Source organism: Kitasatospora sp. NPDC085879 (assembly GCF_040686255.1).
Taxonomy (GTDB): Bacteria; Actinomycetota; Actinomycetes; order Streptomycetales; family Streptomycetaceae; genus Kitasatospora.
In genome coordinates this window covers 86639-113136 of the sequence record NZ_JBFBJZ010000001.1, presented here as the reverse complement: position 1 = coordinate 113136, position 26498 = coordinate 86639, and the positions used below count along the sequence as shown (strand labels likewise).

The following is a 26498-nucleotide window of genomic DNA, read 5'->3' as shown; positions in this document are numbered from 1 at the left end:
ATGTGTCCCCCGTGGGAGTGGATGTGGTGGTTGCGGTCCGTGCCGGAGGCCTGTGGCGGCCTGCGGTGACGTTTCGTCAGATGCCGACGTAGTTCTCGGCGAAGTGGTCCTGGTGGCGGCGGGAGGTCCGCAGGCTCTCCAGCCGGGCCTGTTGCAGGGCCCGGAGGAAGACGGCGTCGTCCCCCGTGCCGGCCGGCCCGTGCAGCAGATCGATCATCCAGTGCGAGAACTCCTGCGCACGCCATATCCGCGGCAGGCAGTCGGCCGAGTAGCGGGTGAGCCGCTGCTCGTCGCCGCTTCGCAGGGCCGGGACCAGGCCCTCGGCGAGGATCTCGGCCGCCATGACGGCGAGGTTGGCGCCCTTGGCGGCGGCCGGGCTGATCAGGCCTGCGGCGTCGCCGACCAGGAACAGCCGGCCGTACTGGATCGGGTCGAGGACGTCGGAGTTCATGTCGACGATCCGGCGTTCCAGGATCGGCCCCTCGTGCAGCGGGCCGTGCCGGTCGGCGCGCATCCGGTGGGCGAGTTCGGCCCAGACCCGGGTGTCCGGCCAGTCGGCCGGGGACTCGCCGCGCGGCACCTGGAGGTAGTAGCGGGTGATGTCGGGGGTGCGGGCCATGTGGCCGGCGAAGCCGTCCTCGTGGACGGCGTAGGCGACGGCGGCCATGCTCTGCGGCGCGGCGGCGAGCAGGGCCAGCCAGGTGACGCCGTGGTCCCGGCGGTAGCGGCGGGCCGCCTCGGCGGGGACGGCGGTGCGGGCGATGCCGTGCCGGCCGTCGCAGCCCGCGACGAACCGCGGACGCAGGCGGATCGCTGCGCCGTCCGGGGACTGCGCGGTGACCTCGGGGCGGTCGGTGGTGAGGCCGGTGATGCCCGTCACCGGGGTCTCGAAGCGCAGGTCGCCGCCGCGGGCGAGGAACTCGGCGACCAGGTCGCGGACGAGGTGCTGCTGCGGGTAGACGGTGTGCGCCTCGCCGCGGCCGAGGCTTCCGTAGTTCAGCAGGAATTCGCCCGCGTCGGTGCGGAAGGCACAGGTGTCGTGCTGCTGCCCGTCCTTGAGCAGGCCGTCGGCGAGGCCGTTCTCGGTGAGCACCCGGACGGTGTTGGCGGCCAGGAAGCCGGCCCGGGCACGCTCCTCGACATGGGCACGGCTCTGCCGCTCCACGATGATGCAGCGCACCCCTGCGGCCAGTAGCAGGTTGCCCAGCACCAGGCCGGCCGGGCCTGCTCCGGCGATGACGACCTCGGTGGACTCCGCGGGCACGGCGGTTCCGGACATGCTGGTGTACTCCCCCCGTTACGTTCTTCCGACTGATTATCAGGTACACGTCGAAAGGTGGTGACCGGCGGCCCTCGGCCCGCCGAACACCTCTCCAACGCACGGGGGGCGGGCCGGGTTTCGCCCGCCCCCCGAACGGCCGCGCGCCCTGGCCGGATGTCGCCGCATCGCCACCGCCGGTTCACTCGCCGTTCGACGGCCGGGGCGTAGCGTTCGCGGCGCGGCCGCACACCCGGCGGCCCGCTGCCACGTCCTGGGGGTCACCACCATGCGCTCCGCCCAGCCCCGGCACTACCTGATGTGCCGTCCCACCCACTTCGACGTCGTCTACTCCATCAACCCGTGGATGGACCCGGGCAAGCCCGTCGACACCGCGCTCGCGGTCGCCCAGTGGGAGCAGCTCCGTCAGGTCTACCTGGACCTCGGGCACACCGTGGACACCGTCGACCCGGTGCCCGGCCTGCCGGACATGGTGTTCGCCGCCAACGGCGCCACCGTGCTGGACGGCCGCGCCCTGGTCGCGCGCTTCCGCGACCGGGAGCGCGCCGAGGAGGCCCCGGCCTACCGCGACCGGCTGCTCGGCCTCGGCCTCCCCGAGGTGCACACCGCCGGCTTCGTGAACGAGGGCGAGGGCGACTACCTGCTCTGCGGCGACCTGCTGCTGGCCGGCACCGGCTTCCGCAGCGACCCGCGCTCGCACGCCGAGGCGCAGGAGTTCTTCGGCCGCCCGGTGATCGGGCTGACCCTGGTCGACCCGCGCTTCTACCACCTGGACACCGCCCTGGCGGTGCTGGACGACCGGACGGTCGCCTACTACCCGGAGGCGTTCACCGCCGGCAGCCGGGCGGTGCTGCGGCGGCTGTTCCCCGACGCGGTGATCGCCTCCGCCGAGGACGCCGCGGTCTTCGGCCTCAACGCGACCTCCGACGGCCGCCACGTCGTCCTGCCGCAGAACGCCGCCTCGCTCGCCGCACAGTTGCGCGACCGCGGCTTCGAGCCGATCGGTCTCGATCTGTCGGAGCTGCTGAAGGCCGGGGGCAGCGTCAAGTGCTGCACCCTGGAACTGCGGACGGCCTGACCCCACCGGGGGAGACCCCCAGCTCAGGGGCCCGTCGGCCGGCTCGCGGAGCCGCCGGCGGGCCCCGGCGCGTGCGGCGTCGCCCGGCGGGCGCGGCGCGCCCCGCACCCGCGCCGCGCGCCCGGTTCTGTCCGCCGCCGTCCGGCCGTGTCGATCACTGATCAATCCTTTCTGCGGGCGATTTCACCTGATGGGGTGGCTGACGGCCTGCCGGACGGATCAAGGGCCCGGGACGATCTAGTGTTCCGGTCTGGGCGCCCGTCCACCGCACGACGGCTGCGCCACCTTCCCTTCCCGACACCGCATCTGACGCTCCGCCATGCCTGCGTGCAGGGCGGGGGCACCATACGAAGGAGAACCCTGCCGATGTCCGTGGACGCGAGCCCGGAGGCACCGCAGGTGCAGCAGCAGTCCAGCCTCACCACGGCTGCCGCCCGCAATCTGGCCACGACCACCAAGTCCGCCCCGCAGATGCAGGAGATCACCTCCCGCTGGCTGCTGCGGGTCCTGCCCTGGGTACAGACCGCAGGCGGCGCGTACCGGGTCAACCGCCGGTTGACCTACACGGTCGGCGACGGTCGGATCGAGTTCGTCAAGACCGGCTCCGAGGTCCGGGTCATCCCCCGCGAGCTCGGCGAACTCGCCCTGCTGCGCGGCTTCGAGGACGTCGACGTGCTCACCGCGCTGGCCGACCGCTGCGTCCAGCGCGACTTCGGCCCGGGCGAGGTGCTCGCCGAGCGCGGCACCCCCGCCGAGCAGATCCACCTGATCGCCCACGGCAAGATCAGCCGGGTCGGCACCGGCCGGTACGGCGACGACACCGAGCTCGGCGTCATCGGCGACGGCGACCGCTTCGGCGAGTCCGCCCTGCTCGACCCGGACGCCCTCTGGGAGTTCACCGCCAGGTCCACCACCGCGGGAACGGTCCTCTCGCTCTCCCGTCGCGAGTTCGAGGCCGTCCTGAACGCCTCCCCCACCCTCCGGGCGCACATCCACGAGTTCCGCTCGCTGCCCGCGCAGCGGCAGAACGAGCGCGGCGAGGCCGAGATCGCCATGTCGTCCGGCCACACCGGCGAGCACCAGCTGCCCGGCGCCTTCGTCGACTACGAGCTGCGCCCCCGCGAGTACGAGCTGAGCGTCGCGCAGACCGTGCTCAAGGTGCACACCCGGGTCGCCGACCTCTACAACCAGCCGATGAACCAGATCGAGCACCAGCTGCGGCTGACCATCGAGGCGCTGCGCGAGCGGCAGGAGCACGAGCTCGTCAACAACCCGGAGTTCGGCCTGCTCAACAACGCCGACTTCGACCAGCGGATCCAGACCCACTCCGGCCCGCCCACCCCGGACGACCTGGACGAGCTGCTGAGCCGCCGCCGGGACTCGGAGTACTTCCTGGCCCACCCGCGGACCATCGCCGCCATCGGCCGCGAGCTCAACTCCCGCGGGCTGTACCCGGACCACGTCGACCTGCACGGCCAGAAGGTGCCCGCCTGGCGCGGCGTGCCGATCCTGCCCTGCAACAAGATCCCGATCACCCCGGAGCGCACCAGCTCGATCCTGGTGATGCGCACCGGCGAGGACAACCAGGGCGTCATCGGCCTGCACCAGACCGGCATCCCGGACGAGTACCAGCCCAGCCTGTCCGTCCGCTTCATGGGCATCGACGACAAGGCGCTGATCTCGTACCTGGTCACCGCCTACTACTCGGCGGCGATCCTGGTGCCGGACGCGGTGGGCGTGCTGGAGAACGTCGAGATCGCGGGTGGCCGCGGCTGACCGGGTGACGGCCGTAACCCGGCCGCGCAAGATCGAGTTGACACGGTGTCGGGCCGCCCACCGGGCGCCCGGCGCCGCCTCGTGTCCGCCCACCGATCGCCAGCGAACCACCGCCGACACCGTCGCCGCCATGCCGTCACCGGAACGAAAGGCACCAGATCCCCATGCCGGGACCGTTCATCCCGCCGGCCCGCGGCGTCCGACTGGCCGGCGCCGTGCTCGGCGCCACCGCCGCCTGCGCCCTGCTGACCGGCGCCGCGGGCGGCCGGCCGGCGGTTCCCGGGGTCGACACGGACGTCGAGTCCTGCGCCCGGGTCGAGGTCGGGGTGACCGGTGCCGGCGCGGTCGACATCGAGGTGGAGGTCTGGACGGACGTCCACATCGAGGTGGACATGGACGTGGTGCTCGCCGCGCACCACCCGGGGCAGCCCACGCTGCCCGCCCATCCGGGCCACCCCGGTCATCCGGCGCACCCCACGCACCCCGCACATCCGACACACCCCGCGCACCCGCCGCACCCTCCGCACCCGACCAAGCCGCCCAAGCCGCCCAAGCCGCCGCACCCGTGTCCGCCCACCCCGAGCCCGACGCCCACGCCCACGCCGGCACCCACGCCCGCACCGACCCCGACGCCCGCACCGAAGCCCACGCCGGCCCCCGTACAGGCGAGTCCGCAGCCTGCGGCTCCGCCCGCACCGCTGCCACCGGCCCCCGTGCCGTCGCCCCCGGCCGCCGTCCCGGTCGTCGAGCCGCCTGCGCCGGAGCCCGCGCCGCCGGCCCCGCCCGCACCCGCGCCGCGGAGGATCCGGATGCCTCCGGCCCGCCCGGCGGCCGCGCCCGCCCGGCACCGCAGCAGTTCGCCGGTGACCACGATGATGATCGTCACCGTCCCCGCCGTCCTCGCCGCCGCGGCTGCCAGGGTCCGCGGGAAGGCCGCCCGCGGCGGCCGTTCCTGACCCGGCGGTACCGCCGCCACCGACCGTCCGTCGGCCGGTCGGCCATCCAGCTGAACAGGAGTTGTCATGTCGGAGTGGCTCGCCCTGGCGATCGCCATGGCGGCGTCCGTCCTGGTCGTGGTCGCCGTGGTGGTGATGCGCCAGCGACGGGTCGGGGAGGACGACGACCCGTCGGAGACCCCGGACGTCATCGAGTACATCACCATGATGATCGGCGTGGTCTACGCCATCGTCCTCGGCCTCGCCATCGCCGGTGTCTGGGAGGCCCGCAGCGCCGCCCAGGACGAAGTGCTGAACGAGGCGCAGGCGCTGCACGAGGTGAGCGCCCGGGCCGAGGTGTACCCGGCCGACTTCCGGGCCCGGGTGCACGGCGACGTGGACGCCTACGTGACCTTCGTGGTGGACACCGAGTGGCGGCACATGCGGGAGAACGGCGAGATCTCGCCGCGCGGCACCGAACTGCTCGCCAAGCTGCGGCAGGACGTCGCCTCGCGGACCCCGCAGTCGGACCTGGAGGCGCAGGTCTACCAGCCGATCATGGACCGGATCGCGGCCGCCGACGAGTCCCGGAACACCCGCGGCCAGAGCACCGGCCCGACCATGCCCGGCGTGGTGTGGTTCGGCCTGATCGTGGGCGCCGTGGTGACCGTCGGCATGGTGTTCGCGCTGCAGATCCGGCGCTCGCCACGGGAGTTGATCCTGGCCGGCACCTTCAGCGCGCTGATCGCCTTCCTGCTGTTCCTGATCTGGGACTTCGACGATCCGTTCGGCCGGGGCGTCTCGGTCTCCACCCAGCCGTTCCTGGACCTCTTCCCGTCGCTGAACTGACGCACGGAACGACAGGGGGGTGGGCCGGGCGCGTCCCGGCCCACCCCCCTGTCCGATCAGTACGGCTTCACCAGCACGTGGGCGGCGCCGGGGATGCCGACCTTGAGGAGCTCGTCCTCCTCGGGCGTGGTCGGGGTGCCGGTCTCCTGCTTGAGGACGGCCCGGGACAGCGCCTGGACGAACATCGCGCGCGGGCGGCGGCGTTCCTCCCAGGCCTGCAGCGCGGTGGGCACCGAGTCGGCGGCGTCCAACTCCCGGGCGAGCACCAGCGCGTCCTCGACGGCCATCGCGGCGCCCTGCGCCAGGTGCGGGGTGGAGGCGTGCGCGGCGTCGCCGGCGAGCACCACCCGGCCGACGTGCCAGGGCTCCTCCACGGTGACCTGCGATATCCGCGAGTACACCACCGCCGCCGGGTCGGTGACCTGGGTCAGCGCCTCGGCGACCGGCCCGCCGAAGCCGGCGAGCCGCTCCGAGAGCTGCTCGTGGGCCCGCTCCGGGTCCGGACGGAAGTCCTCGGCCTCGGCGAACACCGAGCCCAGGTACATGAGTTCGTCGGTGATCGGGGTGAGCAGCGCCTTGGCGGCGAGGTTGCCGGTGCTCATCACCACGCCCTGCACCTCGGGCTGCCGGGGCAGGGTGACCCGCCAGTTGGCGAAGCCGGTGTACTCGGGGCGGTAACGGTCGCCGTAGAGCCGGGTGCGCAGCGGGGATCCGATGCCGTCGAAGCCGACCACGAGGTCCCAGCGGCCGGTGGAGCCGTCGGACAGGGTGACGTCCACGCCCTCGCCGTCGTCCGCGAGTTCGGTGATCGTGGTGCCGAAGCGGACGAGCGCGCCGGCCTCGGCCGCGGCCCTGCCGAGCACCTCGGCGAGCGCGGGGCGGGGGATGCCGTTGTTGGCGGGGGCGCCGTCCATCCGGGGCTGCGGGATCTTCGCCAGGGTGGTGCCGGACGGGTCGCAGATGGTGAGCACCTCCCACTCGAAGCCGGCCTTCAGGCAGTCCTCCAGGAGGCCGAGTTCGCGCATCACGTGCAGGGCGTTGGAGGGCTGGATGATGCCCACGCCGAGGGCGTCGAGCTGCTCGCGGAGTTCGGCGACCTCGACGGTGTGGCCGTGCCGGGCGAGCGCGACGGCGAGGCTGAGCCCGCCGATGCCGCCGCCGTGGACGAGGACGCGCAGGGGTGTTGCCATGGTCTCTCCGTTGGTTCGGGGGACGGCCGGGCAGGGGAGGCCGGCCGCGTGGTGCAGGAGGACGGCGGGGACGGGCGCCCGGGGGGACGGGTGCCCGGGGCGGGGCGCGCGGTCAGAGCGCGACCGGCAGCGCCATCAGGTGGTCGACCAGGGCGAGCAGCACGTCCCGCCCGAAGGGCCGTTCCCGGACGTCGCCGACCAGCATCGGGACGTGCGGGTCGAGGTCGAGCGCGGCCCGGATCTCCCCCGCCGTCCGGGTGTTGGCCCCGTGGAAGCAGTTGATCGCGACCACGAACGGGATGCCCCGGCTCTCGAAGAAGTCGATCGAGGCGAAGCTGGTCTCCAACCGGCGGGTGTCGGCGATGACGACGCCGCCGAGCGCGCCGTTGACCAGGTCGTTCCACATGAACCAGAACCGCTCCTGGCCGGGTGTGCCGAAGAGGTACACGACCAGCTCGGGGCTGACGGTGATCCGGCCGAAGTCCAGGGCGACGGTGGTGGTGTCCTTCTGGTCGACGCCGGCCAGGTCGTCCACGCCGACACTTGCGGTGGTGAGGTACTCCTCGGTGCGCAGCGGGGCGACCTCGCTGCACGCGCCGACCATGGTCGTCTTGCCGACGCCGAAGCCCCCGGCGATCAGGATCTTGACCGCGGCGGCGCCCGCCTGGGTGGTCGTCATCTCAGAGCCTCCTCAGTCCCTCACGTACGGCGGCCAGCAGGCCGCGGTCGGCGCCGCCCGCGGCCCGGGCCACCGAGATCGGGGCACGGGCCGTCAGGAGGCCCTGTTCGACGAGGTCGCCGAGCAGGATCTTGGTCACCGAGACCGGCAGGTCGAGGTCGGCGGCGACCTCGGCCACGGCGGCCGGCCTGCGGCACCGGTCGAGGATCATCCGGTGCTCGGGCTGGAGCCGGCCGGGCCGGACGGGCGCACCGTAGGCGTCGACCGGCTCCTGCACGGTGGTGAGCAGGGTGATGAGGGTGAAGTCGTCCCGCTCCGGCGCGGTGCGGCCGCGGGTGATGGTGTACGGGCGGACCATGCCGTCCGCGCCGTCGTCGCCCTCCTCCTCGTCCCAGTACGGGTTCACCCTCGCTGCCCGCTGCGGGCGGCGAACGCGTCGAACTCCCCGCGCTGCGGGGTGCTGAGCTTCTGGCCGACCTGCTGCACCAGGTTGTGCATGGCGAGCGACATGACCTCGGCGTCGACCTCCTGGGAGGCGATCACGGCGAGGTGGGTGCCCTGGCCGGCGGCGATGATGAACAGCCAGAGCTCGGCGAGTTCGACGATCACCTGGTGGACGGGGCCGCCGGCGAAGAGCTGGCCGACGCCGCGGGCGAGGCTCTGCTGGCCGGTGGCGACGGCGGCGAGGCGCTCGGCGTCGGAGCGGTCGATGGTGCGGGAGTGGCTCACCACGAGGCCGTCGTCGGAGAGCAGGACGGCGTGCCTCGTCCCGGTCACCGAGTCCACCAGGCCGTCCAGCAGCCAGTCGAGGTCCTGGTGGGTGGCGATTGTGCGCGTCATGACCGGTCTTCTCTCGTCGGGATGGTGTGGGTGTTCCAGGTGTCGCCGGGGTGCCGCTCGCCGGGCCGTGCGCCGCCCGGCGGGACGGCGCCGGACCGCGCCTCCCGGGACCGCCGCTGGAACGCACCGATCGCCGCTCCGGCCCGTCGGGGGGCCGGCCGGAACAGCGGGTTCTCGTCCCAGCGCGGCGGCACGGGGGCGGCCGGCGGGGTGGTCGGGTCGATCCGCAGCTCGTCCACCAGGCTGGCCTGCCGGACCCGGCGGGGCAGCGGCGGCTCGCCGCCGGGCGCCGCGGGGACGGGCGGCGGGAAGGACGCCCGAGCGGGGAAGGACACCTCGGCGGGGAGGTGCGCGGACACCGCGGGCACGGCCGGGTGGACCGGCACCGGGGGTGCGAGCTCGGCGGGTGCGGGCACTCGACCGGGCCAGGAGTCGGCGGTCACCGGCTCGGGGCGGTACGGCACGGGCAGCCCGTACGGGGCGGGCGTGCCCTCCACCGGTGCGGCGTAGGACGGCGCGGCGGCGGGGAAGGGCTGCTCGTGGCCGGCGGCCGGGTACTCCTCCGCCTGCGCGGCGAGCTGCTCGTGCTGCGGGTGGTCGCCCGGGGCGTACGGGTCGTCGACCGGCACGTAGGCGGCCTGCTCGGACACCGGGTGGAGCCCGGGGGGTGCGTCCGCTGGGACGGACGCCCCGGCCGGGGCCGGCGCTCCGGCGAGTGCGGTGACCCCGGCGAGTGCGCGGCCGCGCGACCGGGTGGGCAGGCCGCCGGCGGCCTGCGGCGCCGGGACGGCGGTGGGGCGGGCCGTCGGGTCGGGGACGATCAGCTCGTCCGGGACGAGTACCACGGCGCGGGTGCCGCCGAAGGCGGACTGGCGGAACTCGACCCGCAGGCCGTGCTGGTCGGCGAGCCGGGCGATGACGTAGAAGCCGAGCCGGATGTCGTCGCCGCGGGCGAGCACGTCGGTCCGGGGCGGACGGGTCATCAGCCGGTTGGCCTCGTCGATCTGCTCCTCGTCCATGCCGAGGCCGCGGTCCTCGACCTCGATCGCGACGCCGCGGCTGACCCGCCCGGCGCGGACCTCGACCGGGTTCGGCGGGCGGGAGAAGCTGAGCGCGTTCTCGATCAGCTCGGCGACCACGTGGGCGACCGGGCCGACGGCGCGCTCGGACAGCCAGGGGCTGCCGTCCAGGTCGATGACGACCCGGCGGTAGTCCTGCACCTCGCCCTGGGCGGCACGCATCACGTCCAGCAGCGGGACGGGCCTGCGCCAGCGGCGGTGCGGGGTGCCGCCGGCGAGGATGACCAGGTTCTCCTCGTAGCGGCGCAGGCGCGCTGTGAGGTGGTCGAGGTCGAAGAGGCCCTCCAGGATCTCCGGGTCCTCGTGGCGGCGCTCCAGCTCGTCGAGCTTCTTGAGCTGCTGGCCGATGAGCAGCTGGGTGCGGCGGGCGATCCGCTGCAGCAGGCGCTCGAAGCCGCGGTGCTGCTCGGCCTGGCCGACGGCGGCCTGCAGGGCGCTGGTCCGGGCCAGGTTGAACGCCTCGCCGAGCTTGGCGAGTTCGTCCTCGGTACGGGCCCAGGGGTCGCGTTCGATCGCCTTGGCGTGCTCCTCGACGTCGATCTGCTCGCCGCTGCCGAGCCGTTCGACGACCTCGGGCAGGGCGTTCTCCAGCTCCTCGGCCTGCTGCTGGAGCCGGCCGATCCGGCGGCGCAGGGTGCGGGTGAGCCGCCAGCTGGTGAGGGCGACGGCGACGACCGCGATCAGGCCGACGACGGTGGTCAGGAGGAGGCGGACCGCCAGGGTGATGATGCTGCCCTTGCCCTCCTCGACGACGAGCTGGGTGCGGTGCTCCAGCAGGTCGACGAGTTCGGGTGTGAGGGTGTCGATCGACTGCCGCCAGGCGTCCCGGTCGACGCCGAGGGCGATCCGGCCGCTGCGGTCGGGCTCGGTGGGCTTCAGCAGTTCCTGCTCGGCGCGGGTCTTGGCCTGCCAGGCGGGGCTGCCGGCGATCCGCTGCCACATCCCGGCCTCATCGGCGGGCAGGTAGGGGGCGACCTTGGTGCCGAACTGGAAGTCCTGCTCGGAGACGGCCTGCCGGAGCTGCTGGAAGTCCTCGGCGCCGAGCGTGCCGCTCGGCCAGCCGCGGGCCAGCAGCGCGTCCGAGCGGGAGATCATCTCCTTGCCCCAGAACAGGTCGACGAGCGGCTGGGAGATCGTGGTGATCCGGCCGTTGTCGACGTGGCTGAGCGAGGCGAACAGCCGCAGGTCGACCGCGATCAGGTCGGTGTAGTAGCGGTAGACCGCGGCCTGCTGCTGCTCGCTGCCGCTGTCGACCAGCGCGCGCTGGGCGGGCAGCTGGTTGATGGCCTGCCGGGCCTGCCGGACGGCCTCCCGGACCTCGGTCGGCGCGTCGTCCGCGGCGACGTCGGAGAGCTTCTGGAACTCGCGGACGGCGTCGTCGGTCCTGGCGCGCTGGGTGCGCAGCGCCTCGCCGACCCCGCTGTGCGTGGCGAGGACGTCGGCGCTCAGGCGCCGCTCCTCCTGCAGGTTGTAGTAGACGATGTTGGACGGCTGGCCCGCCTTCTGCGCGAGCAGGCCCTGGGCGGCCTGGCGCTGGAAGTCGAGCAGGAGCTGTCCGCTGGTGACGGCCCACAGGGCGGCCAGCGCCACTCCGGGAACGATCGCCAGCACGAGCAGGGTCGCGCGGAGCGACAGCCGGCCCGTGATGATCCGCCGTGACGCGCGCGTGCGCAGGGCATTCTCCTTGGAGATGACGCCAGTCGTTCGGAACTGGTCGAATCTGATAAGGACTCTGACGGATGGATATTAGCCGCACCGTATAACGACAAGGAAAGTCGCCATGTCGTCCGGGCGCGCGAACGGCGACCGTAACAGTGCCCGAACATCCACCCCGACCAGGTGCGATGACGCACCGTGGGGTCCAACGGCCAGATGTCCGGCGGCTCTTCGCGCGACGCCTGGTCCGACCTGCGCGAACTGCCCAGTAGGGGACCGAAACTGGAGCAGGACCCCCACCGGACGAGGCCCGCGAACCATCCGTCATGGCCGCCGACCAAGCCGCTCGGAGTCTAACGGTCCACTTGTCACAAGGTGAGGTGATCCTGTCATAAAGCCCGAGAAATCGAATCTGCACGGTCGGAATCGCCCCGAACGCTCCGCGAATCTCCCAGAATGAATCAGCGATTCACATGATCGACCGCGAGGACCGCCCACCCCTCGGCGAACATCTCGTGCAACGGCCGCGTCGGCAGCAGCCGAAGGAAGGGCCCCTCCACCTCCTTGCGGAACTCCCGCCCGGCCAGGTGGCCGGCCAGCTTGGCCGTCTCCAGCGGCAGTTCCGGCGCCTTGAGCTCCGTCCACGGCCCCGGGACGAAGGCCGTCCGGCCGGCCCGCGGCCGCCTGCCGGTCTCCACCAGCCCGGCCGCCGCCAGCTCCTCCTGGGCGGCACGGTGCCGGGCCGGCGACCAGCCGTTCCAGCGGCGGACGTTCCGGTCGGTGGGGCGGGCGAGGACGCGCAGCTGCAGCAGCAGGGCGGCCGCGTCCGGGCCGGTGCCGAGCGCACCGGCAGCCTCGGCCACCGTCTCCGCCGCGCTCAGCGCCGGGTCGGCCTCGTAGCGGCCCGCGGGCACCGGGGTGTCGGCGGCGCGGGCCGCCATCCGGTCCAGGCCGCCGCCGGCGAGGAGCAGGTCGACCCCGCGCAGCCGGCGCAGCAGCTCGTCCTGGCCGTGCTCCGCGCAGTAGTCCTCCAGGCGCCGGCGGGCCGCCGGATCGGCCAGCCGGGCCGGCCGCAGGAAGACCGACCCGTACCCGGCCCGGGGCACCAGCACCAGGCCGTCGTCGAACAGCGAGGTCGGCTCGCCGCCGCGCGCCGGGTCGGCGAGCGGCACTGGCAGCGTGCCCGGGCCGAACACCGCGGCCCGTTCCTCCTCGCCGCCGGGCAGCCGGTGGATCCCGAGCGGGACGATCAGGTCCCCGTCGGCCAGCCGGGCGCGCAGCCGGTCGCAGTGCTCGGCCGCGCGGGCGGCCGCCGGGTCGCCGACCGGACGCATCGTCAGCGCCCACACCAGGGCGGCGGCCTCCGCGGCGAACTGGTGGCGGCCCCCGGCGAACCAGCCGGGGCCCGGCCTGCCGTTCGGGGCGGCGGTGTGCAGCAGCACCGACCCGTACGAGGTCGCCGCGAGGACCTGGCGGCGGACGGCGGTCTCCTCGGTGGTGCCCGCCGGCGAGCAGAGCATCCGCAGCCACGGCTCCGGCAGTCCGGTCTCCTGCTCCAGCTCGCGGGCGGCCTCCTCGTCCAGCGGCAGGTCGACGCCGACCAGCCGGGCCCACACCTCGGCCGCCCGGACGGCGGCCGCCACCGGGCCGCCCGGCTGCCAGAGCTCCGCCGGGTCGTCCGGGACGGCTGCGGCGAGCAGCTCCAGCCGCCCCTCGGCGCCGAGCCGGTGCAGCACGGTCTGCAGCGCCCGGGCGTCCCGGTCGGTCGCGCCGTACGGCTTCGACGTGAGCATCCGGCGCCAGGCGTCGTGGTCGGCGCGCTCGGGCAGCCCGTCCAGCACCAGCAGGGCGGTGGCCCGGCGGGCGCCGGTGCGGGCGACGAAGGCGTCCACCGCCTCCGGGCCGGGCCGGACCGGACCGTGCGCCGCGAGCAGGTCGAGCAGCCGGGCGAGCCGGCCGGCGTCGTCCCGCCCGACCGAGAGCTCCCGCAGCTCCCCGGCGCCCTCCGGCGCCGGGTCGCCGGCCGGCTGGACGAATCGGTGCTCCAGGGCGGGGTCGAGGGGCCGCGCCGGGTCCGGGGCGAGCCGGCTCAGGGTGTCGGTGCGCACCGCCGGCACCCGGCCGCCGGCGGCCTGCCGGGCGGTGAGCGCGGCACCGGTGGCCTCGCCGAGCCGCCAGCGGCTGCCCGCCGCCGCGAACGGCTGCTGCGACCAGCAGCGCAGCAGTTCGGCGAGGGCCGGCCGGTCCTCCTCGGCGGTGGCGGCGGTGACCAGCCGCCAGGCGGCGGCGTCGATCCGGCCGAGCAGCGGCGTCCAGTCGCGGGCCCGGGCCGGCGGGCTGAGCCGGCGCTCCGGCTCGCCGAGCCGCCCGGCCAGGTGCGCGCCGTCGGCGGCCAACGCGGTCAGGGTGGCCGGCTGCGGCGAGGGCGGCTCGGCCCGGTAGTAGGAGGGCACGTCGAGCAGGCCGCGCAGGGCGGCCAGCAGCCGGACGTCCGAGGTCTCCGCGAGCGGCACCAGCCGGCCCGAACGGACGGCGGCCACCCGGGCGGACAGCTCCTCGCGGCGGCGGCGCAGGGCCCGGGCGGCCCGCACCGTGCGGGCCACCCCGTCGGCGATCCGCCGGTCCGTCACCTCCGGAAGCAGCCGGGCGATCCCGGCGGCGAGCCCGTCCCCGTCGAGGCCCGCCCTGTCGGCGGCGGTCAGCAGCGCGGCGGCGCTCTCCGGCCCGGCCGCGCGGAGTGCGCGCGAGGAGGCCCGGTGGCGCGGCGTCAGGAAGTGCCAGAACGGCGGCGGGGGCAGCACCGGCAGGTCCGCGCCGGCCCGCCAGAGCAGTGAGCCGTCCCCGGCGTCGTGGCAGTGCGGGTTCCGCTCGTCGGCGAGCACGCACTCCGCGCCGCCCTCGGGCATCCGGACGACCGCCCAGGGCCTGCGGACCGGCTCGGAGCGGAACTCGGCCGTCCGGCCGTCGGCGCCCTCCAGCCGGTAGCGCCGTCCGCGGACGCCCGGCTCCGCCCGCCGCAGCACCCGGAATCCGGCCAGCCCCGCGCGGTGGCCGAGCGGCGAGGCGTCGGCGTCCGCGTCCGGCGGCAGCGCGACCAGCGAGACCTCGTCGAGCTCGTGCCCCTCGGGGACGGGATCAGCGGCGAACGCGGGCGGCTCGGACCCGGCGGTGCGCGCCCCGGTGACCGGGTCGAGCCGGGCCCAGCCGTCCTTGCCGTGCGCCCCGCCGCCCCACACGGCGGTGCCGTCGGAGAGCTGGCGGTGGGCGGCCACGCCCTCCCGGTCCCCGGGACGCAGGATCCGCTCCCCGTCGAACCGGCCGGCGCCGTCAGCGGTCTCGAACTGGCAGGCGGTCGGCGACCAGGGGTTCAGGCCGACCACCGTCCCGGGCTCGAAGACCTCGTCCGGCCGGCTCGCCCAGTGGGCCCGCCAGCGGTACGGGTGCCGCTCGTCCGAGGTCCGGGCGACCAGCAGGTCGCCGCCCGCGAAGTGCACGCTGTGCCGCGCGGCGCCCTCCGGCAGGGTGAAGGCGCAGCCGGCCCGTCGGCCGCGATGGTCGACCGCGACGGCCCGGCTCCGGGTGTAGAGGGTGAGGACCGGCCAGGTGGCGGTCGCCCCGCTCGGCCGCTCGCCGAGCTCGGCGAGCGCCTCGTCCAGGGCGGGCCAGCCGAGCTCCTCCGGCAGGCCTGCGCGCAGCGTGCGCAGCAGCGGGCCGGTGAGGTCGAGGCCCGCCAGTGCCTCCTCGATGCCGTCCAGGGCGGCCGCGGTCGGCCGGTCGAGCAGGGTCTCCAGCGTGCCGAGGGCGTCCTCGGCGGCGCCGAGCCCGCCGTCGGCGAGGTCGTCGAGCAGGGCGGTGGTCCGGGCGTGCACGGCACCGGTGATCGCCGGGTTCTCCGGCAGCCGGGTCACCGCGGTGCCGCGGCGCAGATCGGCGTGGACGGTGCCCTCCAGACGCGGACCGAGCACCGGGTCGGCGGCGAGCGCCCGCAGGTCGCGGCGGGAGGAGGTGCCCCAGAAGACCAGCTGGACCGCCCTGGGCGGCGTCTCCACCGGGATGCCCTCGGCCAGACAGGCGTCCGCGAGGTCGGCGTCCAGCCCGGAGGAGCGGTACCGCGTCTCGTGCAGCCGGACGGGGACGCCCTCGGCGCGCAGCCGGACGGCCAGCGCCGGCAGCAGCTCGAAGACCTCGGGCGGCAGCGGGCGGCGGGTGATCCCGCCGCCGCCCACCCGGTTGAAGGCGTACTCGTACGGCAGCCGGCCGAGCCAGCCCGCCGGGCCGTCGGCCGGGGTGAGCAGCCCGGCGGCGAGCGCGTCCACCGCGCCGGCGGCCCGCAGCAGGCGCAGCCAGGCCCCGCCGCCCGCGGTCGGGGAGAAGCCGAGGGCGCTCGCCGCCGGCGGGAACAGCTCCAGCAGGCCGGCTCGGACCGCGTCGGCCGGCGGGTGCGCGGCCAGCAGGGCGGCGGCGCCGTCCAGCAGTGCGTCCGGCACCGCCCGGCCCGCGCAGCGGACCAGCACCGTGCCGAGCAGCGCCGCGACCTCCTCCGGACCGTGCCCGGCGGCCTTCGCGGACGCCCGCAGCCGGGTGTGCAGATCGGCCGGCGGCACCGCCCCGCTTGCCGCCCACGCCTCCACGAACCGGACGAACTCGCGGTGCGCCTCCCGCGGCGGCAGGGCCGCCGCGAGCCGCCGTTGGTGGGTGGCGAGCTCCGCCGCGGGCAGCACGCCCAGGCCGGCCAGCAGCAGGGCGTTCCCCCGCTGGAAGACCGGGTCGGCGGGCCCGCCGTGCTCCCGCTCGGCCTCCCGGGCCAGCCGGTACGCCTGCCCCGCCTGCCGCGGCAGCACCCGGGCCAGCCGGTGGCCGACGGTGTCCCAGAACCAGGGCAGGTGCTCGGGCGGCAGCCCCCGGGTGCGCCGCTTCAGCCCGTCCAGGTACTGCGCGGGCTTGCGGTGGGCCTGCGACGGGAGGCCGCCGAAGACGTCCGCGAACTCCTGCCGGGCCCCCGCCTCGGCCCCCGGCGAACTGACGGACAGCCAGTCCAGGTACACGGTGGACGCGGTGGGGTCGGCGGGCAGCGGAACGTTCTGCTGGGACATGCGGCCGATCCTGCCACGCTGCCCCGACAGCCCGCCGGGGGCCGTGGTACGCGATCAGGCGGGCAGCGGAGCCGCCGCCGGGACGCGGGCGCCGGCGAAGGTGACGGTGCGGCGGGGGCGGAAGCCGAGCGACTCGTAGAGCCGCAGGGCGCCGGTGTTGTCCCCGGCCACGTGCAGGAAGGGCCGCTCGCCGCGGGCCCGGATGCCGGCCGCGACCGCGCGGACCAGGCGGCCGCCGAGGCCCTGGCCGCGGTGGGCGTCGTCGGTGCAGACGGCGCTGATCTCGGTGTGGCCCGGCGGATGGAAGCGCTCGCCGGCCATCGCGACCAGCACCCCGTCGCGGCGGATGCCGAGGTAGGTGCCGAGCTCGACGGTCCGCGGCAGGAAGGGGCCGGGCCTGGTCCGCTCCACCAGGGCGAGCATCTCGGGGACGTCGGCCGGGCCGAGCCGGACGGCCTCCGGGTCGGGCGCCGCGGCCACGCCCTCGTCCACCAGCTGGACGCCCTCGATGCGGAAGGTGACCTGCCAGTCCGCGGGCGGCGGGACGGCGACCGCGGCGGTCACCACGTGCCCGCCGGGGCCGGCGAGGGCGGCCGCCTCGGCCCAGTCCTCGTCCTCGGGGGTGTCCGGCATGCCGAGGAAGGGGGTGATGTCCGCCGGGTAGTGCAGCAGCCGCCCGCGGCGCCGCGCGAACAGCGCGTGCGGCCCGGCCAGCGCCGCACGCACCGGGTTGTCCAGCGGATGGGTGCCGTTCGTGGTGGACATGCGTTCCCCTGCTCGGATCGGTGGTGTCGATGACAGCACCGGAGGCCGCCGGATCCTTCCCGTGCCCGGCGGCCCGCTCCGCCCCCGGCAGGTCGGGCTGGCGGCTGCCCGGTCAGGCGGCGTCGGGGGCGGGCCGCAGGACGTCGTCGACCTCGGCGAGGAACTGCCGCCACGGCTCGGAGCCGCTGTCGCCGTCCTCCTGGCGGACGGCCGCCCAGGTGTGCATGATCCACCAGCGGAAGTCCGTCCACAGGTGTTCGTTGCCGGGCGGGAGCAGCAGGTGCGCCTCCGCGAGCCGGCCGAGCATGGCGGGCTTCGCCTCGGCGAGCGGCGCACCGTCGTCCACGGCGCGCTGGAAGTCGCCGAGTTCGTCGAAGAGGACCCTCAGACGGGCCAGGTCGGTCATCCGTCACCACCTCGTGCAGATCGGGGCGCCGCGGGTCCCGGACGTTCGCGGTATCGACCCCAAGTCATCACGCTGTCTGCGCAGTTGTGGCCGACATGCTAGGCCTGCCGGCCGCCGGCCCAGGGGGATTCCGAGCTTTCGCACGGAATCGGACCGAAGCGGTCCAGGTCGGTCCGCCGTGCGGTGGTTCCGAAGCCGGGGATGCCGTGATTCCGAAGCGGGGGGATCAGGTGGGGCGCCCGGCGAGCGTGCGGAAGGTCACCGAGACCCGGCGCCCGCGCGGCACCCGCCCCGCCGGGCCCGGGTCGCTGCGGCGGGCGGCGATCGAGTGCCGCCAGACGTACCGGGCCGGGCCGGTGAGCACGGTGACGCTGCCTGGGGTGAGCGGTACCGGCACCCGGCCGCCGCCCGCCGGGTCGGTGAAGTCCATGACGGCGGCGGAGCCGAGGGAGAGCGCGGCGACCACGGGGCCGAAGCAGGGGACGCAGTCCACGTGGGCGCTGATGCCCTGGCCGGGCCGGTACTCGTTGACGATCACCTGCTCGGCCGGGCCGTCCATCAGCCCCTCGTCCAGCAGCCGGGCGGCGAGGCCGAGGGCCCAGTCCGGCAGCGGCGGGGCCGGCTCGGCCGCCGGGCCCGCCGCGAGCCCGCGCCGCCCGTAGTCGTACCGGTGGCCGTAGTGCTGCACCCGCCGCCGCAGCTGTGCAGACCAGGGCCGCTCGTCGATCCGCGCCAGCAGGTCGGCGCAGCCCTCCGCGGCGAGCCAGCCGTCCACGCACACCAGCCCGGGCACGCCGACGGGAGCGGGACACTCGGGGTTCTCGGCCATGCCCGCAGGCTAGCCCCGGCCACCGACAGCCCACCGGGCCCGCGGCCAGCTCGGCGGGGGGCACGGGCAGTGAACGATCACGATCCGTCGAACCCGGTAGACAGTGTCTACGGCCATCGTGTAGACACTGTCTACTATGAACGAGGAGAGCATCGGGCTGCGCGACCGGCTGATCGAGGCCGGGGTCGAGCTGCTGGCCGCCGAGGGCGTGCAGGCCCTCACCCTGCGCGAGATCGCCCGCCGCGCCGGGGTCTCGCACGGCGCGCCGCGGCGGTACTTCCCCACCCACCTGGAGCTGCTGTCGGCGATCGCCCGCCGGGGTTTCGCCGAGCTCGCCGCCCGGACCGCCGCGACCGCCGGCGCCGACGAGCAGGCCGACCCCCGGCAGCGGCTCACCGCGCTCTGCCGGGTCTACCTGGACTTCGCCCGCACCGACCGCGGGATGTTCGAGCTGATGTTCCGCCACGACCTGCTGGCCAGCGGCCGGCTGGGCCTGCGCGAGACCAGCCTGCCGCTGTTCGGGATGCTGGTGGACCTGGTCGCGCGGGCCCGTCCGCGCACCGGCGCCGCGCCGGAGATCGCCGCCGCCGCACTCTGGGCCAACCTGCACGGCATCGCCCAACTCCGCGACTGGGGAAGCCTGCAGCTCGCCACCGGCTCCGACGACGTGGAACAGCTGCTGGCCGCCGCGCTCGACGCCCACCTCGAAGCGGTGCAGCCGTGAGCCGCAGCCCCGCCCTCACCCTGGTGGCGAGCACCACCGGCGCCGTCCTGGTCGCGCTGGACGGCACCGTGCTGACCGTCGCCCAGCCCACCCTGCGGCGCGAGCTGCACGCCTCGTTCGCACAGGTGCAGTGGACCAGCACCGGCTACCTGATCGCCGTCGCGGGCCTGCTCGTCCTCGCCGGGCGGCTCGGCGACCGCCTCGGCCACCGCCGGACGTTCGCCCTCGGCACGCTCGGCTTCGGCGCGGCCTCCGCCGGGATCGGGCTGGCCCCCGGCATCGACTGGGTGATCGCCCTGCGGATCGTCCAGGGCGTGTTCGGGGCGCTGCTGCAGCCCGCCACCCTCGGCATGCTGCGCGCCGCCTACCCCCCGGACCGGCTCGCCGGGCCGATCGCGATCCGCACCAGCGCGATCGGTGTGTCCGCCGCGGTCGGCCCGGTGCTCGGGGGCGCCCTGGTGACGACCTTCGGCTGGCGGGCCGTCTTCGCGCTCAACGTGCTGCCGGCGCTGGTGGTCGGCGTCCTGGCCCTGGCGCACCGCCCGCAGGACGACGCCGTGCGCCCGGACGCCGCGCCGGTCCGGCTCGACCCGCTCGGCGCGGCGCTGCTCGGCACGGCCCTGGTCTGCCTGGTGCACACCCTGGTCGGGCTGCCCGACTCCGGGTGGACGGTGTCCGCCGCGCTCGGGGCCGGCGCGGCCGCGGTGCTGTCCACCGGGTTCGTCCGGCACCAGCGGCGCACCGCGAACCCGCTCGTCCCGCTGGACCTGGTGCGCTCCCCCGCCGTCGCCGGCTCGCTCGGCGTGCTGGTCGCCGCGTCGGCGTCGCTGTTCGGGACGCTCTTCCTGACCGGCTACTTCCTGCAGGAGGTGCTGGCGCTGGATCCGCTCGCCGCCGGCCTGCGGGCGCTGCCGCTGCCGGTCGCGATGGTGTTCGCCGCACCGGCGGCGGCCCGGCTGCAGCGCCGGTACGGGCCGCGGCGCACCGTCGTGACGGCGACCGCCCTGCTCGTCGCCGGGATCCTGGTGCTCTCCCGGCTGGGGCCGACCTCCGGGGAGCTCGCCGCCGGCACCGGGTTCCTGCTGCTCGGCGCCGGGTTCGGCACGGTGATGGTGACCGCCACGGCCGTGGTCGTCCAACGGGCCGCGGCCGCGCACGCCGGGGTGGCCGGCGGCCTCCAGCAGACCGCGATGAACATCGGCCCCGCCCTCGGCGTGGCCGTCGCGACCACCGCGGCCGGACTCGCCGCGGGCGGCGCGCACCCGGACGGCCCGGCCTTCGGCGCGGCGATCGGCCCGGCCCTCCCCGTACTCGCCCTCGCCGCCGCGGCCGGCACGGCGTTCGCCCTGGCCCTCCCCCGCCACGCCGGGCCCCCGGAGCCGGGGACGGCGCCCGGCGAAGAGCCCGTCCCGGCGGTGGGGCGGCCGGGGGCGGGCCGCTAGGGTGGCGCGGCCGCCGCATGATCGACTCTCCGGGGAGCCCGACCGATGACCCAGACCCGCAAGAGCGCCCTGTTCGCCGCGGCCGCCACGCTCGCCCTGCTGATCGGCAGCTGCGCCGCTTTCTCCGACCCCGAGTTGGACTACGTCAACGACTACGTCTCGCACCGGCCGCTGCGCGCCGCGGGCTACCCTTCGGCCGGCACGCTGGAGGTGGTGCAGAAGGCGGTCTGGCGGCTGGCCGACGGCGACGCCGGACGGCTGGCGGGGCTGGCCACCTCCGACGGGTCGAAGACCGAGGCGCTGGCCAACGCGAAGATCTGGGTGACGGCCTTCGGCAAGGACGCGCAGGGCGGCGTCACGGCCGAGTTCATCGACGCCGCGATCGACCGGCAGACCGTGGTCGTCTACTTCCACGACACCGGCCGGCGCAAGGACCTGCACCTGCGGCTCGACGGCATCGGCGGCGAGGACGGCTGGAAGATCCGGATGAACGACACCGACCCGAAGACCGCCGCGGCCGAGCCGACCTGGGCCCCGCGCACCCCCGGCACCGGCGAACTGCCGCCGGAGAGCTGACCGGGCCCACCCGCGGGGCGACGAAATTGGATGGATCGGGCAGGGGCCGCCTCCTACAGTGACGGGGTCCCCACCACCCCGACCTGGAGCGGATCATGCGCGTGCACTACCCGCGGACCCCGCATCTGCCCTGGTCGCCGGGGGCCACCGCGGACGACGTCCGCTCCGGCGGCCTCGCCGGGCTGCACGGCCGGGAGGTCGTGGTCACCGAGAAGCTCGACGGCGAGAACACCACGCTGTACCGGGACGGGCTGCACGCCCGCTCGCTGGACTCCGCTCACCACCCGTCACGGACCTGGGTGAAGGCCCTGCAGGGCCGGATCGGCCCCGCAATACCGGACGGCTGGCGGGTCTGCGGCGAGAACCTCTTCGCCCGGCACTCGCTCGCCTACCGGGAGTTGGACAGCTGGTTCTACGGATTCTCGGTCTGGGACGGCACCGACCACTGCCTCGGCTGGGACGACACCGTCCGCTTCCTGCGGCGGCTCGGCGTCCCGGCGCCGCGGGTGCTGTGGCGCGGTGTCTTCGACGAACGGGCCGTACGGGCCCTGCGGTTGGACACCGAGCGGGTCGAGGGCTACGTCGTCCGCACCGTCGAGGGCTTCCCCCGCGAGGAGTTCGGCCTGCGCGTCGCCAAGTGGGTGCGCCCGCACCACGTGCAGACCGACACCCACTGGATGCACGCCGCGGTCGTGGAGAACGGCCTCGGCCCGGCCGCCGCGCTGTGGGCCGTCCGCTCCGGGGCACCCGCCGACCTGCCCGTCCTGCTCGACGCGCTCGGCCTCGACCCGGACGACCTCGGCCCCGCCGCTCCCGCCCCGGCCGACCTCGGTTCCGAACGGGTGCCCGCCGCCGAGGCGGCCGTGGCCGACGTCTCCGCCCGGCTCGACGTCCTGGGCCGGCGCGGCGACGCCCGGCTGGCCGGTGTGCTGGCCGTTGCCCTGGCCGGCGGCAACCGGGCCCGGCTGGCCACCTCGCTCGCCGGGCCGCTCGGCATGCCGCTCGCCCGCCGGACCGCCGACCTGGTCGGCCTCCACCCGGCCCTGCAGCGCCCCTACCCGGACGAGGACCGCCGGGCCGGCCTCGTCCGGCTGGCACTCGCCGCCGACCTCGGCGTCCTGCACGCGGTGGCCGGCGCGGTGACGGCCGGGCGACCAGGTGCCGGGGCCGCCGAGGCACGCGAGCAGGCCGAATGGTCGGCGCTGCACGCCGAGGACGCCGGTCTGCTGGTCGAAACCCCGCTCGCACCGCTGCGGACCGGCCTGCGCGAGGCGCTCTCCGGCCTCGGCGGGGACGCCGCCGACCGCTGCTGGGCCGAGGCCAGGGAGGCGTTCGCCACCGGCCGGGTCACCGGTGTCGACGACGCGGTGGCGGCCGCCTGGCGCTGGCGCTCCGGCGACTTCCCGCACCTGGTGCAGCTGGTCGGCCCGTCCGGCAGCGGCAAGAGCTGCTTCGCCGACCGGCTGCCCGGCGTGGCGGCGCGGATCTCGCTGGACGACCTGCGCGAGGAGCGCGGCGACCGCACCGACCAGCGGGCCAACGGGGACGTCCTGCGGGACGGCCTCGACCGGCTGGACGCCGCCCTCGCCGCGGGCGGCACCGTGGTGTGGGACGCCACCTCGCTCAACCGGCAGCAGCGCTCGCTGGTACGGGCCGTGGCGCAGCGCCGCGACGCGCTGGTCACACAGGCGGTGCTGCTGGTCGGCGAGGAGGAGCTGACCCGGCGCAACGCCGTCCGGCCGCATCCCGTCCCGTCCGGTGTGCTCGCGACGCAGCTGCGGCGGTTCGGTGCGCCGTACCCGGGCGAGGCGCACCGCACCTGGTACGTGGGCCCGTCCGGCACCGTCGAGGACACCGCGGGCACGATCGGCGGGGAGGACGCCTGATGCGCACCAGCGAGGAGATCTACCACCGGGTCCGCTGGGACGCCCGGTTCGACCCGTCGCGCTTCGTGCTGGTCGTCCAGCAGCGCGGCGCCGACCCGAAACGCCTCCCGCTGGACGGCTTCGCGCCGGGCGGCGACATTCCCTGGCACCGGGTGCTGTCCGTGGAGGCCGACGGCGAGACGGTGTGGGACCGCGCCGCCGGCACGGACCGGCTGGACACCACCGCCGCCGGCCGGGCCGGGGACGGACGTCGGCTGCGCTCCCCCTTCTTCACCGCCCGTGTCCCGCACGCCTGGGACGGCTCCGCCTGGCGGCCCGCCGACCGCCCGGTCGGCGGCCCGCCCCGTGGCACCGTCCGGGTGGTCACCTGGAACACGCTGTGGGACCGGTACGACGGCGAGCGGATCGACACCGCGCGTCGCCGCCCGCTGCTGCTGGCCGCGCTGGAGCGGGCGGACGCGGACGTGATCGCGCTGCAGGAGGCCGAGCCGGCCCTCGTCGACCTGCTGCTGCGCGAGCCGTGGCTGCGGGCCGGGTGGACCGTCGGCACCGACCCGCGCGGGCGGGACGTGCCCGACTGCGGCCTGCTGCTGCTCAGCCGACTCCCCGTGCTGGAGGCCGGACGGCACCTGCTCGGCCCGCACAAGGCGCTCGCCGCCGTCGTCGTCGACACCGGTGCCGGGCCGCTCACCGTGGCCGCCACCCATCTGACCAGCGACCACACCGAGGGCGGGCCGGCCCGCCGGCAGGCCGAGCTGGCCCGGATCGCCGAGGGCCTGGCCGGTACCGACGGCGACCTGGTGCTGGTCGGCGACTTCAACGACGGCCGCGGCGGGCCGGCGGGCCCGGCCGCCGTCCTCGGGCTGCAGGACGCCTGGAACGTGGTGCACGGGCCGCAGGACGACACCCCGACCTTCGACCCCGGCGCCAACCCGCTGGCCGCCGTCTCCTCGCTCTCCGGCCGGGCCTCCCGGCTGGACCGGGTGCTGCTGCGCCCCGGCGGCCCCCGGGCGGTCTCCGCCGTGCTGCTCGGCGACCGTCCGACCGCGGACGGGCTGCATCCGTCGGACCATTACGGTGTGCAGGTCGAGCTGGGCCCCGGCGGGGCCGCGGACGGCGGCGTCTTCGACGTCCGGCCGTCGGTCCGCACTGCCCTGGCCTGGCTGCCGCCGGACGGGCTGTGGCCGGCGATCCAGGCCGTCCGGGCCGAGCACGACCCGCAGATCCACCGCTGGCCGCCGCACGTCAACGTGCTGTTCGGCTTCGTCCCGGAGGCCGACTTCGAGCGGGCCGCGCCACTGCTGGCGGAGGCCGCCGCCGAGGTGGCGCCGTTCACCGCCCGGCTGGCGGGGGTGCGCAGTTTCCGGCACCGCGGCGGCTCCACCGTGTGGCTGGACCCGGCCGCCGACGGCGCCGGCCCGTGGCAGGCGCTGCACCGGGCCCTGCTGGAGCGCTTCCCGCTGTGCCGCGGCCGGTCCGAGGGCTTCACCCCGCACCTCAGCCTCGGCCGGACGGCCGAGCCGCAGCGGCTGGCGGCCGAGTGCGCGGCCCGGCTGCCCGCCGCCGAGGCGGAGGTCGGCGAGCTGGTGCTGCTGTCCCGGCGCGGCGACGGGCCGATGCGCCCGCGGGCCGTCCTCTCGCTCGGCACCGGCGGGTTCCGCCTGCTGCCCGAGCCCGCCCCGGTGCTGCCCGATCCGGCGCCGGACGCCGTCGCGGAGCGGACGGGCCGCCGCCTCGCCGAGGCGCTCGGCGAGGGCGTGCTGCACCTGGCCGGGTCGCGGCGGACGGGCTGCGCGCTGCCCGGCGGCGACCTCGACCTGGTCGCGGCGCTGCCGGGCGAGCCCGACATGGCGGAGCTCGCCGACCGGGTGGCGGCCGCGCTGCCGGAGGCCGTCCGGCTGCGGCAGGTGGTCGGCGCCCGGGTGCCGGGGCTGCGGTTCGCGGTCGACGGGTTGGACGTCGACCTGGTGGCCGTCCCCACCGGCGGGCTCGGCCCGGCGGATGCGGTGGAGCGGCGCACCGAGCTCGGCGACGCCGCGGCGCTCGCGCTGAGCGCCGTCTCGGACGCGGACGCGCTGCTCGCCGAAGTCGGCCCGCGGCACGCCGAATTCGCCGCGCTCACCCGGACGGTGAAGGCCTGGGCGAAGGCCCGCGGCCTGGACTCCGCGCCGTTCGGCGGCCTGCCCGGCCTGGCCTGGGCCGTGCTGACGGCCCGGACGGTGCGCGAGGCACCCGAACTCGACGGCGAGGAACTGCTGCGGCACTTCTTCGGCAGCTGGGCGGCCTGGGACTGGCGCGAGCCGGTCGGCCCGCCCGTCGGCCCGGCAGGGCCGGTCGTGATCGCCACCCCGACCGCCCCCGCCCGCTCCTGCACCGCCCAGGTCACCGCCGGCGGCAGGGAGTTGCTCACCCAGGAGCTCTACCGCGCCTGGGAGATCCTGGAGACGGCGAGCACCGACGGCGCCGACCCGCGGCCCGGCCTGCTCACCCCGCCGCCGCTGCACCTGCGGCACGCCGCGTGGGCGGTGGTGACGGTGCGGCCGGGCCGCGCCGAGGAGTTCGAGCAGGTGCTCGGCCTGGTCCGCGGCCGGATGCGCGCCCTGCTCACCGCCCTCGACGAAGCCGGTGTCGCCGACGCGCACGCCTGGCCACGCCCCTTCGCCACCGGCCCCGCCACCGCCTCCTTCGCCGTCGGCCTCGGCCGCACCCCGCCCGACGCCGACACCCTCGCCGCCGTCACCGACCGCTGGACCCGCGGCCTGCCCGGCACGGAGGTCTCCTGGACGGAGGGCGGCGGGGTGCCGACCCTGCACTGAACGAACGCCGGCCCACCGCGCGGCAGCCCGGTGCCGATCCGCTACCGACCGCCCGCCCGAGGAGGGAGTTCCCCGGTGCGGAGGTACGTGCGGCGCGCCTCCCGGGCCTCCGCCAACACCGCCGGGCCGTACCGGTCGGCGGCGTCCATGGCCTCGGCGGCGGCGACGGCCTCGTCGAGCAGCGCCAGTCGGGCCCGCTGCGGTAGCAGCACCTCCCTCTCGGCGAGCTCCACCAGGGTGCGGGAGAGCTTCGGCAGGTGGACGGCCGGAGTGTCCCCGGCCAGCATCCGGTGGGCGGTGACCTGCTGCAGCAGGGTCATCCGGCGGACGTCGAGCAGCGCCACCCGGGCGCGCACGATCGCGTCGTGGTTCATTCGTTCCCCCTCACTCGCGCCACCCCCGTTTCGGCCCGACCCGCCGTCAGGGCAGCACGGCGGGCACGCCGGGGCGCTCCGTGGGGAGTCCGGCGTGGTGGGAGGGGGTGGGTCCGTCGAGTGTGCGGGGCGGACGGGGGCCCGGACAAGATCGAACCGGGGTGCTCTCCGTCCTACCGCCGGACCCCTCCGAGCGGGCATGATGGATTCGACACTCTCCGGGCGG

Annotated in this window: 20 protein-coding genes; 9 read left to right on the top strand and 11 right to left on the bottom strand. The window is 75.9% G+C overall.

Features of this window, described 5'->3' with window-relative positions; all coding sequences use genetic code 11:
* Nucleotides 1-76: 76 nt before the first annotated feature.
* Nucleotides 77-1279 (bottom strand): 4-hydroxybenzoate 3-monooxygenase, encoded by a 1203-nt coding sequence (locus AB0P35_RS00470; protein ID WP_363504369.1) that lies wholly within the window; start codon nucleotides 1277-1279, stop codon nucleotides 77-79.
* Nucleotides 1280-1547: 268 nt separating this feature from the next.
* Here AB0P35_RS00470 and ddaH point away from each other — a divergent pair, with 268 nt between their 5' ends.
* From ddaH to AB0P35_RS00450, 4 genes are all read left to right on the top strand, one after another.
* The gene (ddaH, locus tag AB0P35_RS00465; RefSeq protein WP_363504366.1) at nucleotides 1548-2357 is read left to right on the top strand and encodes a dimethylargininase; all 810 of its coding nucleotides are present in this window, start codon (nucleotides 1548-1550) and stop codon (nucleotides 2355-2357) included.
* A gap of 366 nt (nucleotides 2358-2723) precedes the next feature.
* Nucleotides 2724-4133 carry a family 2B encapsulin nanocompartment shell protein gene (locus AB0P35_RS00460; protein WP_363504363.1) on the top strand — a complete coding sequence of 470 codons (1410 nt, stop codon included), beginning with the start codon at nucleotides 2724-2726 and terminating at the stop codon, nucleotides 4131-4133.
* 164 nt (nucleotides 4134-4297) lie between these two features.
* Entirely contained in the window at nucleotides 4298-5089 is a 792-nt protein-coding gene (locus AB0P35_RS00455; protein ID WP_363504360.1) for a hypothetical protein, read from the top strand.
* A 66-nt stretch (nucleotides 5090-5155) separates the two neighbouring features.
* Nucleotides 5156-5917, top strand: a complete 762-nt coding sequence (locus AB0P35_RS00450; protein ID WP_363504357.1) for a hypothetical protein — start codon at nucleotides 5156-5158, stop codon at nucleotides 5915-5917.
* 56 nt (nucleotides 5918-5973) lie between these two features.
* Here AB0P35_RS00450 and AB0P35_RS00445 read toward each other — a convergent pair whose 3' ends face one another.
* The 9 genes from AB0P35_RS00445 to AB0P35_RS00405 form a co-directional block, all read right to left on the bottom strand.
* A complete protein-coding gene (locus AB0P35_RS00445; RefSeq protein ID WP_363504354.1) occupies nucleotides 5974-7107 on the bottom strand; it encodes an FAD-dependent monooxygenase in 1134 nt (377 codons plus the stop codon).
* A gap of 112 nt (nucleotides 7108-7219) precedes the next feature.
* Nucleotides 7220-7786: an ATP/GTP-binding protein gene (locus AB0P35_RS00440; RefSeq protein ID WP_363504351.1), complete on the bottom strand. Its 567-nt coding sequence runs from the start codon at nucleotides 7784-7786 to the stop codon at nucleotides 7220-7222.
* A 1-nt stretch (nucleotide 7787) separates the two neighbouring features.
* Nucleotides 7788-8144, bottom strand: coding sequence for a DUF742 domain-containing protein (locus tag AB0P35_RS00435; RefSeq protein ID WP_095875340.1), 357 nt, complete (start codon nucleotides 8142-8144; stop codon nucleotides 7788-7790).
* A gap of 44 nt (nucleotides 8145-8188) precedes the next feature.
* Nucleotides 8189-8626: a roadblock/LC7 domain-containing protein gene (locus tag AB0P35_RS00430; protein ID WP_095872449.1), complete on the bottom strand. Its 438-nt coding sequence runs from the start codon at nucleotides 8624-8626 to the stop codon at nucleotides 8189-8191.
* Nucleotides 8623-11316: a nitrate- and nitrite sensing domain-containing protein gene (locus AB0P35_RS00425; protein ID WP_363504348.1), complete on the bottom strand. Its 2694-nt coding sequence runs from the start codon at nucleotides 11314-11316 to the stop codon at nucleotides 8623-8625. Before AB0P35_RS00425 ends, AB0P35_RS00430 begins: the two co-directional genes overlap by 4 nt.
* A 506-nt stretch (nucleotides 11317-11822) precedes the next feature.
* Nucleotides 11823-16454, bottom strand: coding sequence for a hypothetical protein (locus AB0P35_RS00420; protein ID WP_363504346.1), 4632 nt, complete (start codon nucleotides 16452-16454; stop codon nucleotides 11823-11825).
* Between the two features lie 54 nt (nucleotides 16455-16508).
* A complete protein-coding gene (locus AB0P35_RS00415; RefSeq protein WP_095872452.1) occupies nucleotides 16509-17219 on the bottom strand; it encodes a GNAT family N-acetyltransferase in 711 nt (236 codons plus the stop codon).
* Between the two features lie 112 nt (nucleotides 17220-17331).
* Nucleotides 17332-17625 (bottom strand): hypothetical protein, encoded by a 294-nt coding sequence (locus tag AB0P35_RS00410; protein WP_363504343.1) that lies wholly within the window; start codon nucleotides 17623-17625, stop codon nucleotides 17332-17334.
* Nucleotides 17626-17851: 226 nt separating this feature from the next.
* Complete coding sequence (locus AB0P35_RS00405) at nucleotides 17852-18454, bottom strand: alpha-ketoglutarate-dependent dioxygenase AlkB (RefSeq protein WP_363504341.1); 603 nt, start codon at nucleotides 18452-18454, stop codon at nucleotides 17852-17854.
* Nucleotides 18455-18590: 136 nt separating this feature from the next.
* On the opposite strand from AB0P35_RS00405, the gene AB0P35_RS00400 reads away from it, so the two are divergent.
* The 5 genes from AB0P35_RS00400 to AB0P35_RS00380 all read left to right on the top strand — a co-directional run bounded on the left by AB0P35_RS00400 (nucleotide 18591) and on the right by AB0P35_RS00380 (nucleotide 25898).
* Nucleotides 18591-19178: a TetR/AcrR family transcriptional regulator gene (locus AB0P35_RS00400; RefSeq protein ID WP_363504338.1), complete on the top strand. Its 588-nt coding sequence runs from the start codon at nucleotides 18591-18593 to the stop codon at nucleotides 19176-19178.
* A complete protein-coding gene (locus AB0P35_RS00395) occupies nucleotides 19175-20620 on the top strand; it encodes an MFS transporter (RefSeq protein ID WP_363504335.1) in 1446 nt (481 codons plus the stop codon). Before AB0P35_RS00400 ends, AB0P35_RS00395 begins: the two co-directional genes overlap by 4 nt.
* Nucleotides 20621-20665: 45 nt before the next feature.
* Nucleotides 20666-21196 (top strand): hypothetical protein, encoded by a 531-nt coding sequence (locus AB0P35_RS00390; protein ID WP_363504332.1) that lies wholly within the window; start codon nucleotides 20666-20668, stop codon nucleotides 21194-21196.
* A 95-nt stretch (nucleotides 21197-21291) separates the two neighbouring features.
* Complete coding sequence (locus AB0P35_RS00385; RefSeq protein ID WP_363504329.1) at nucleotides 21292-23082, top strand: RNA ligase family protein; 1791 nt, start codon at nucleotides 21292-21294, stop codon at nucleotides 23080-23082.
* On the top strand, nucleotides 23082-25898 hold the full coding sequence (locus AB0P35_RS00380) for a poly(A) polymerase (RefSeq protein WP_363504326.1): 2817 nt from the start codon (nucleotides 23082-23084) through the stop codon (nucleotides 25896-25898). Before AB0P35_RS00385 ends, AB0P35_RS00380 begins: the two co-directional genes overlap by 1 nt.
* A 41-nt stretch (nucleotides 25899-25939) precedes the next feature.
* On the opposite strand, the gene AB0P35_RS00375 is transcribed toward AB0P35_RS00380, so the two are convergent.
* On the bottom strand, nucleotides 25940-26272 hold the full coding sequence (locus AB0P35_RS00375) for a hypothetical protein (RefSeq protein ID WP_363504323.1): 333 nt from the start codon (nucleotides 26270-26272) through the stop codon (nucleotides 25940-25942).
* Between the last annotated feature and the right edge of the window lie 226 nt (nucleotides 26273-26498).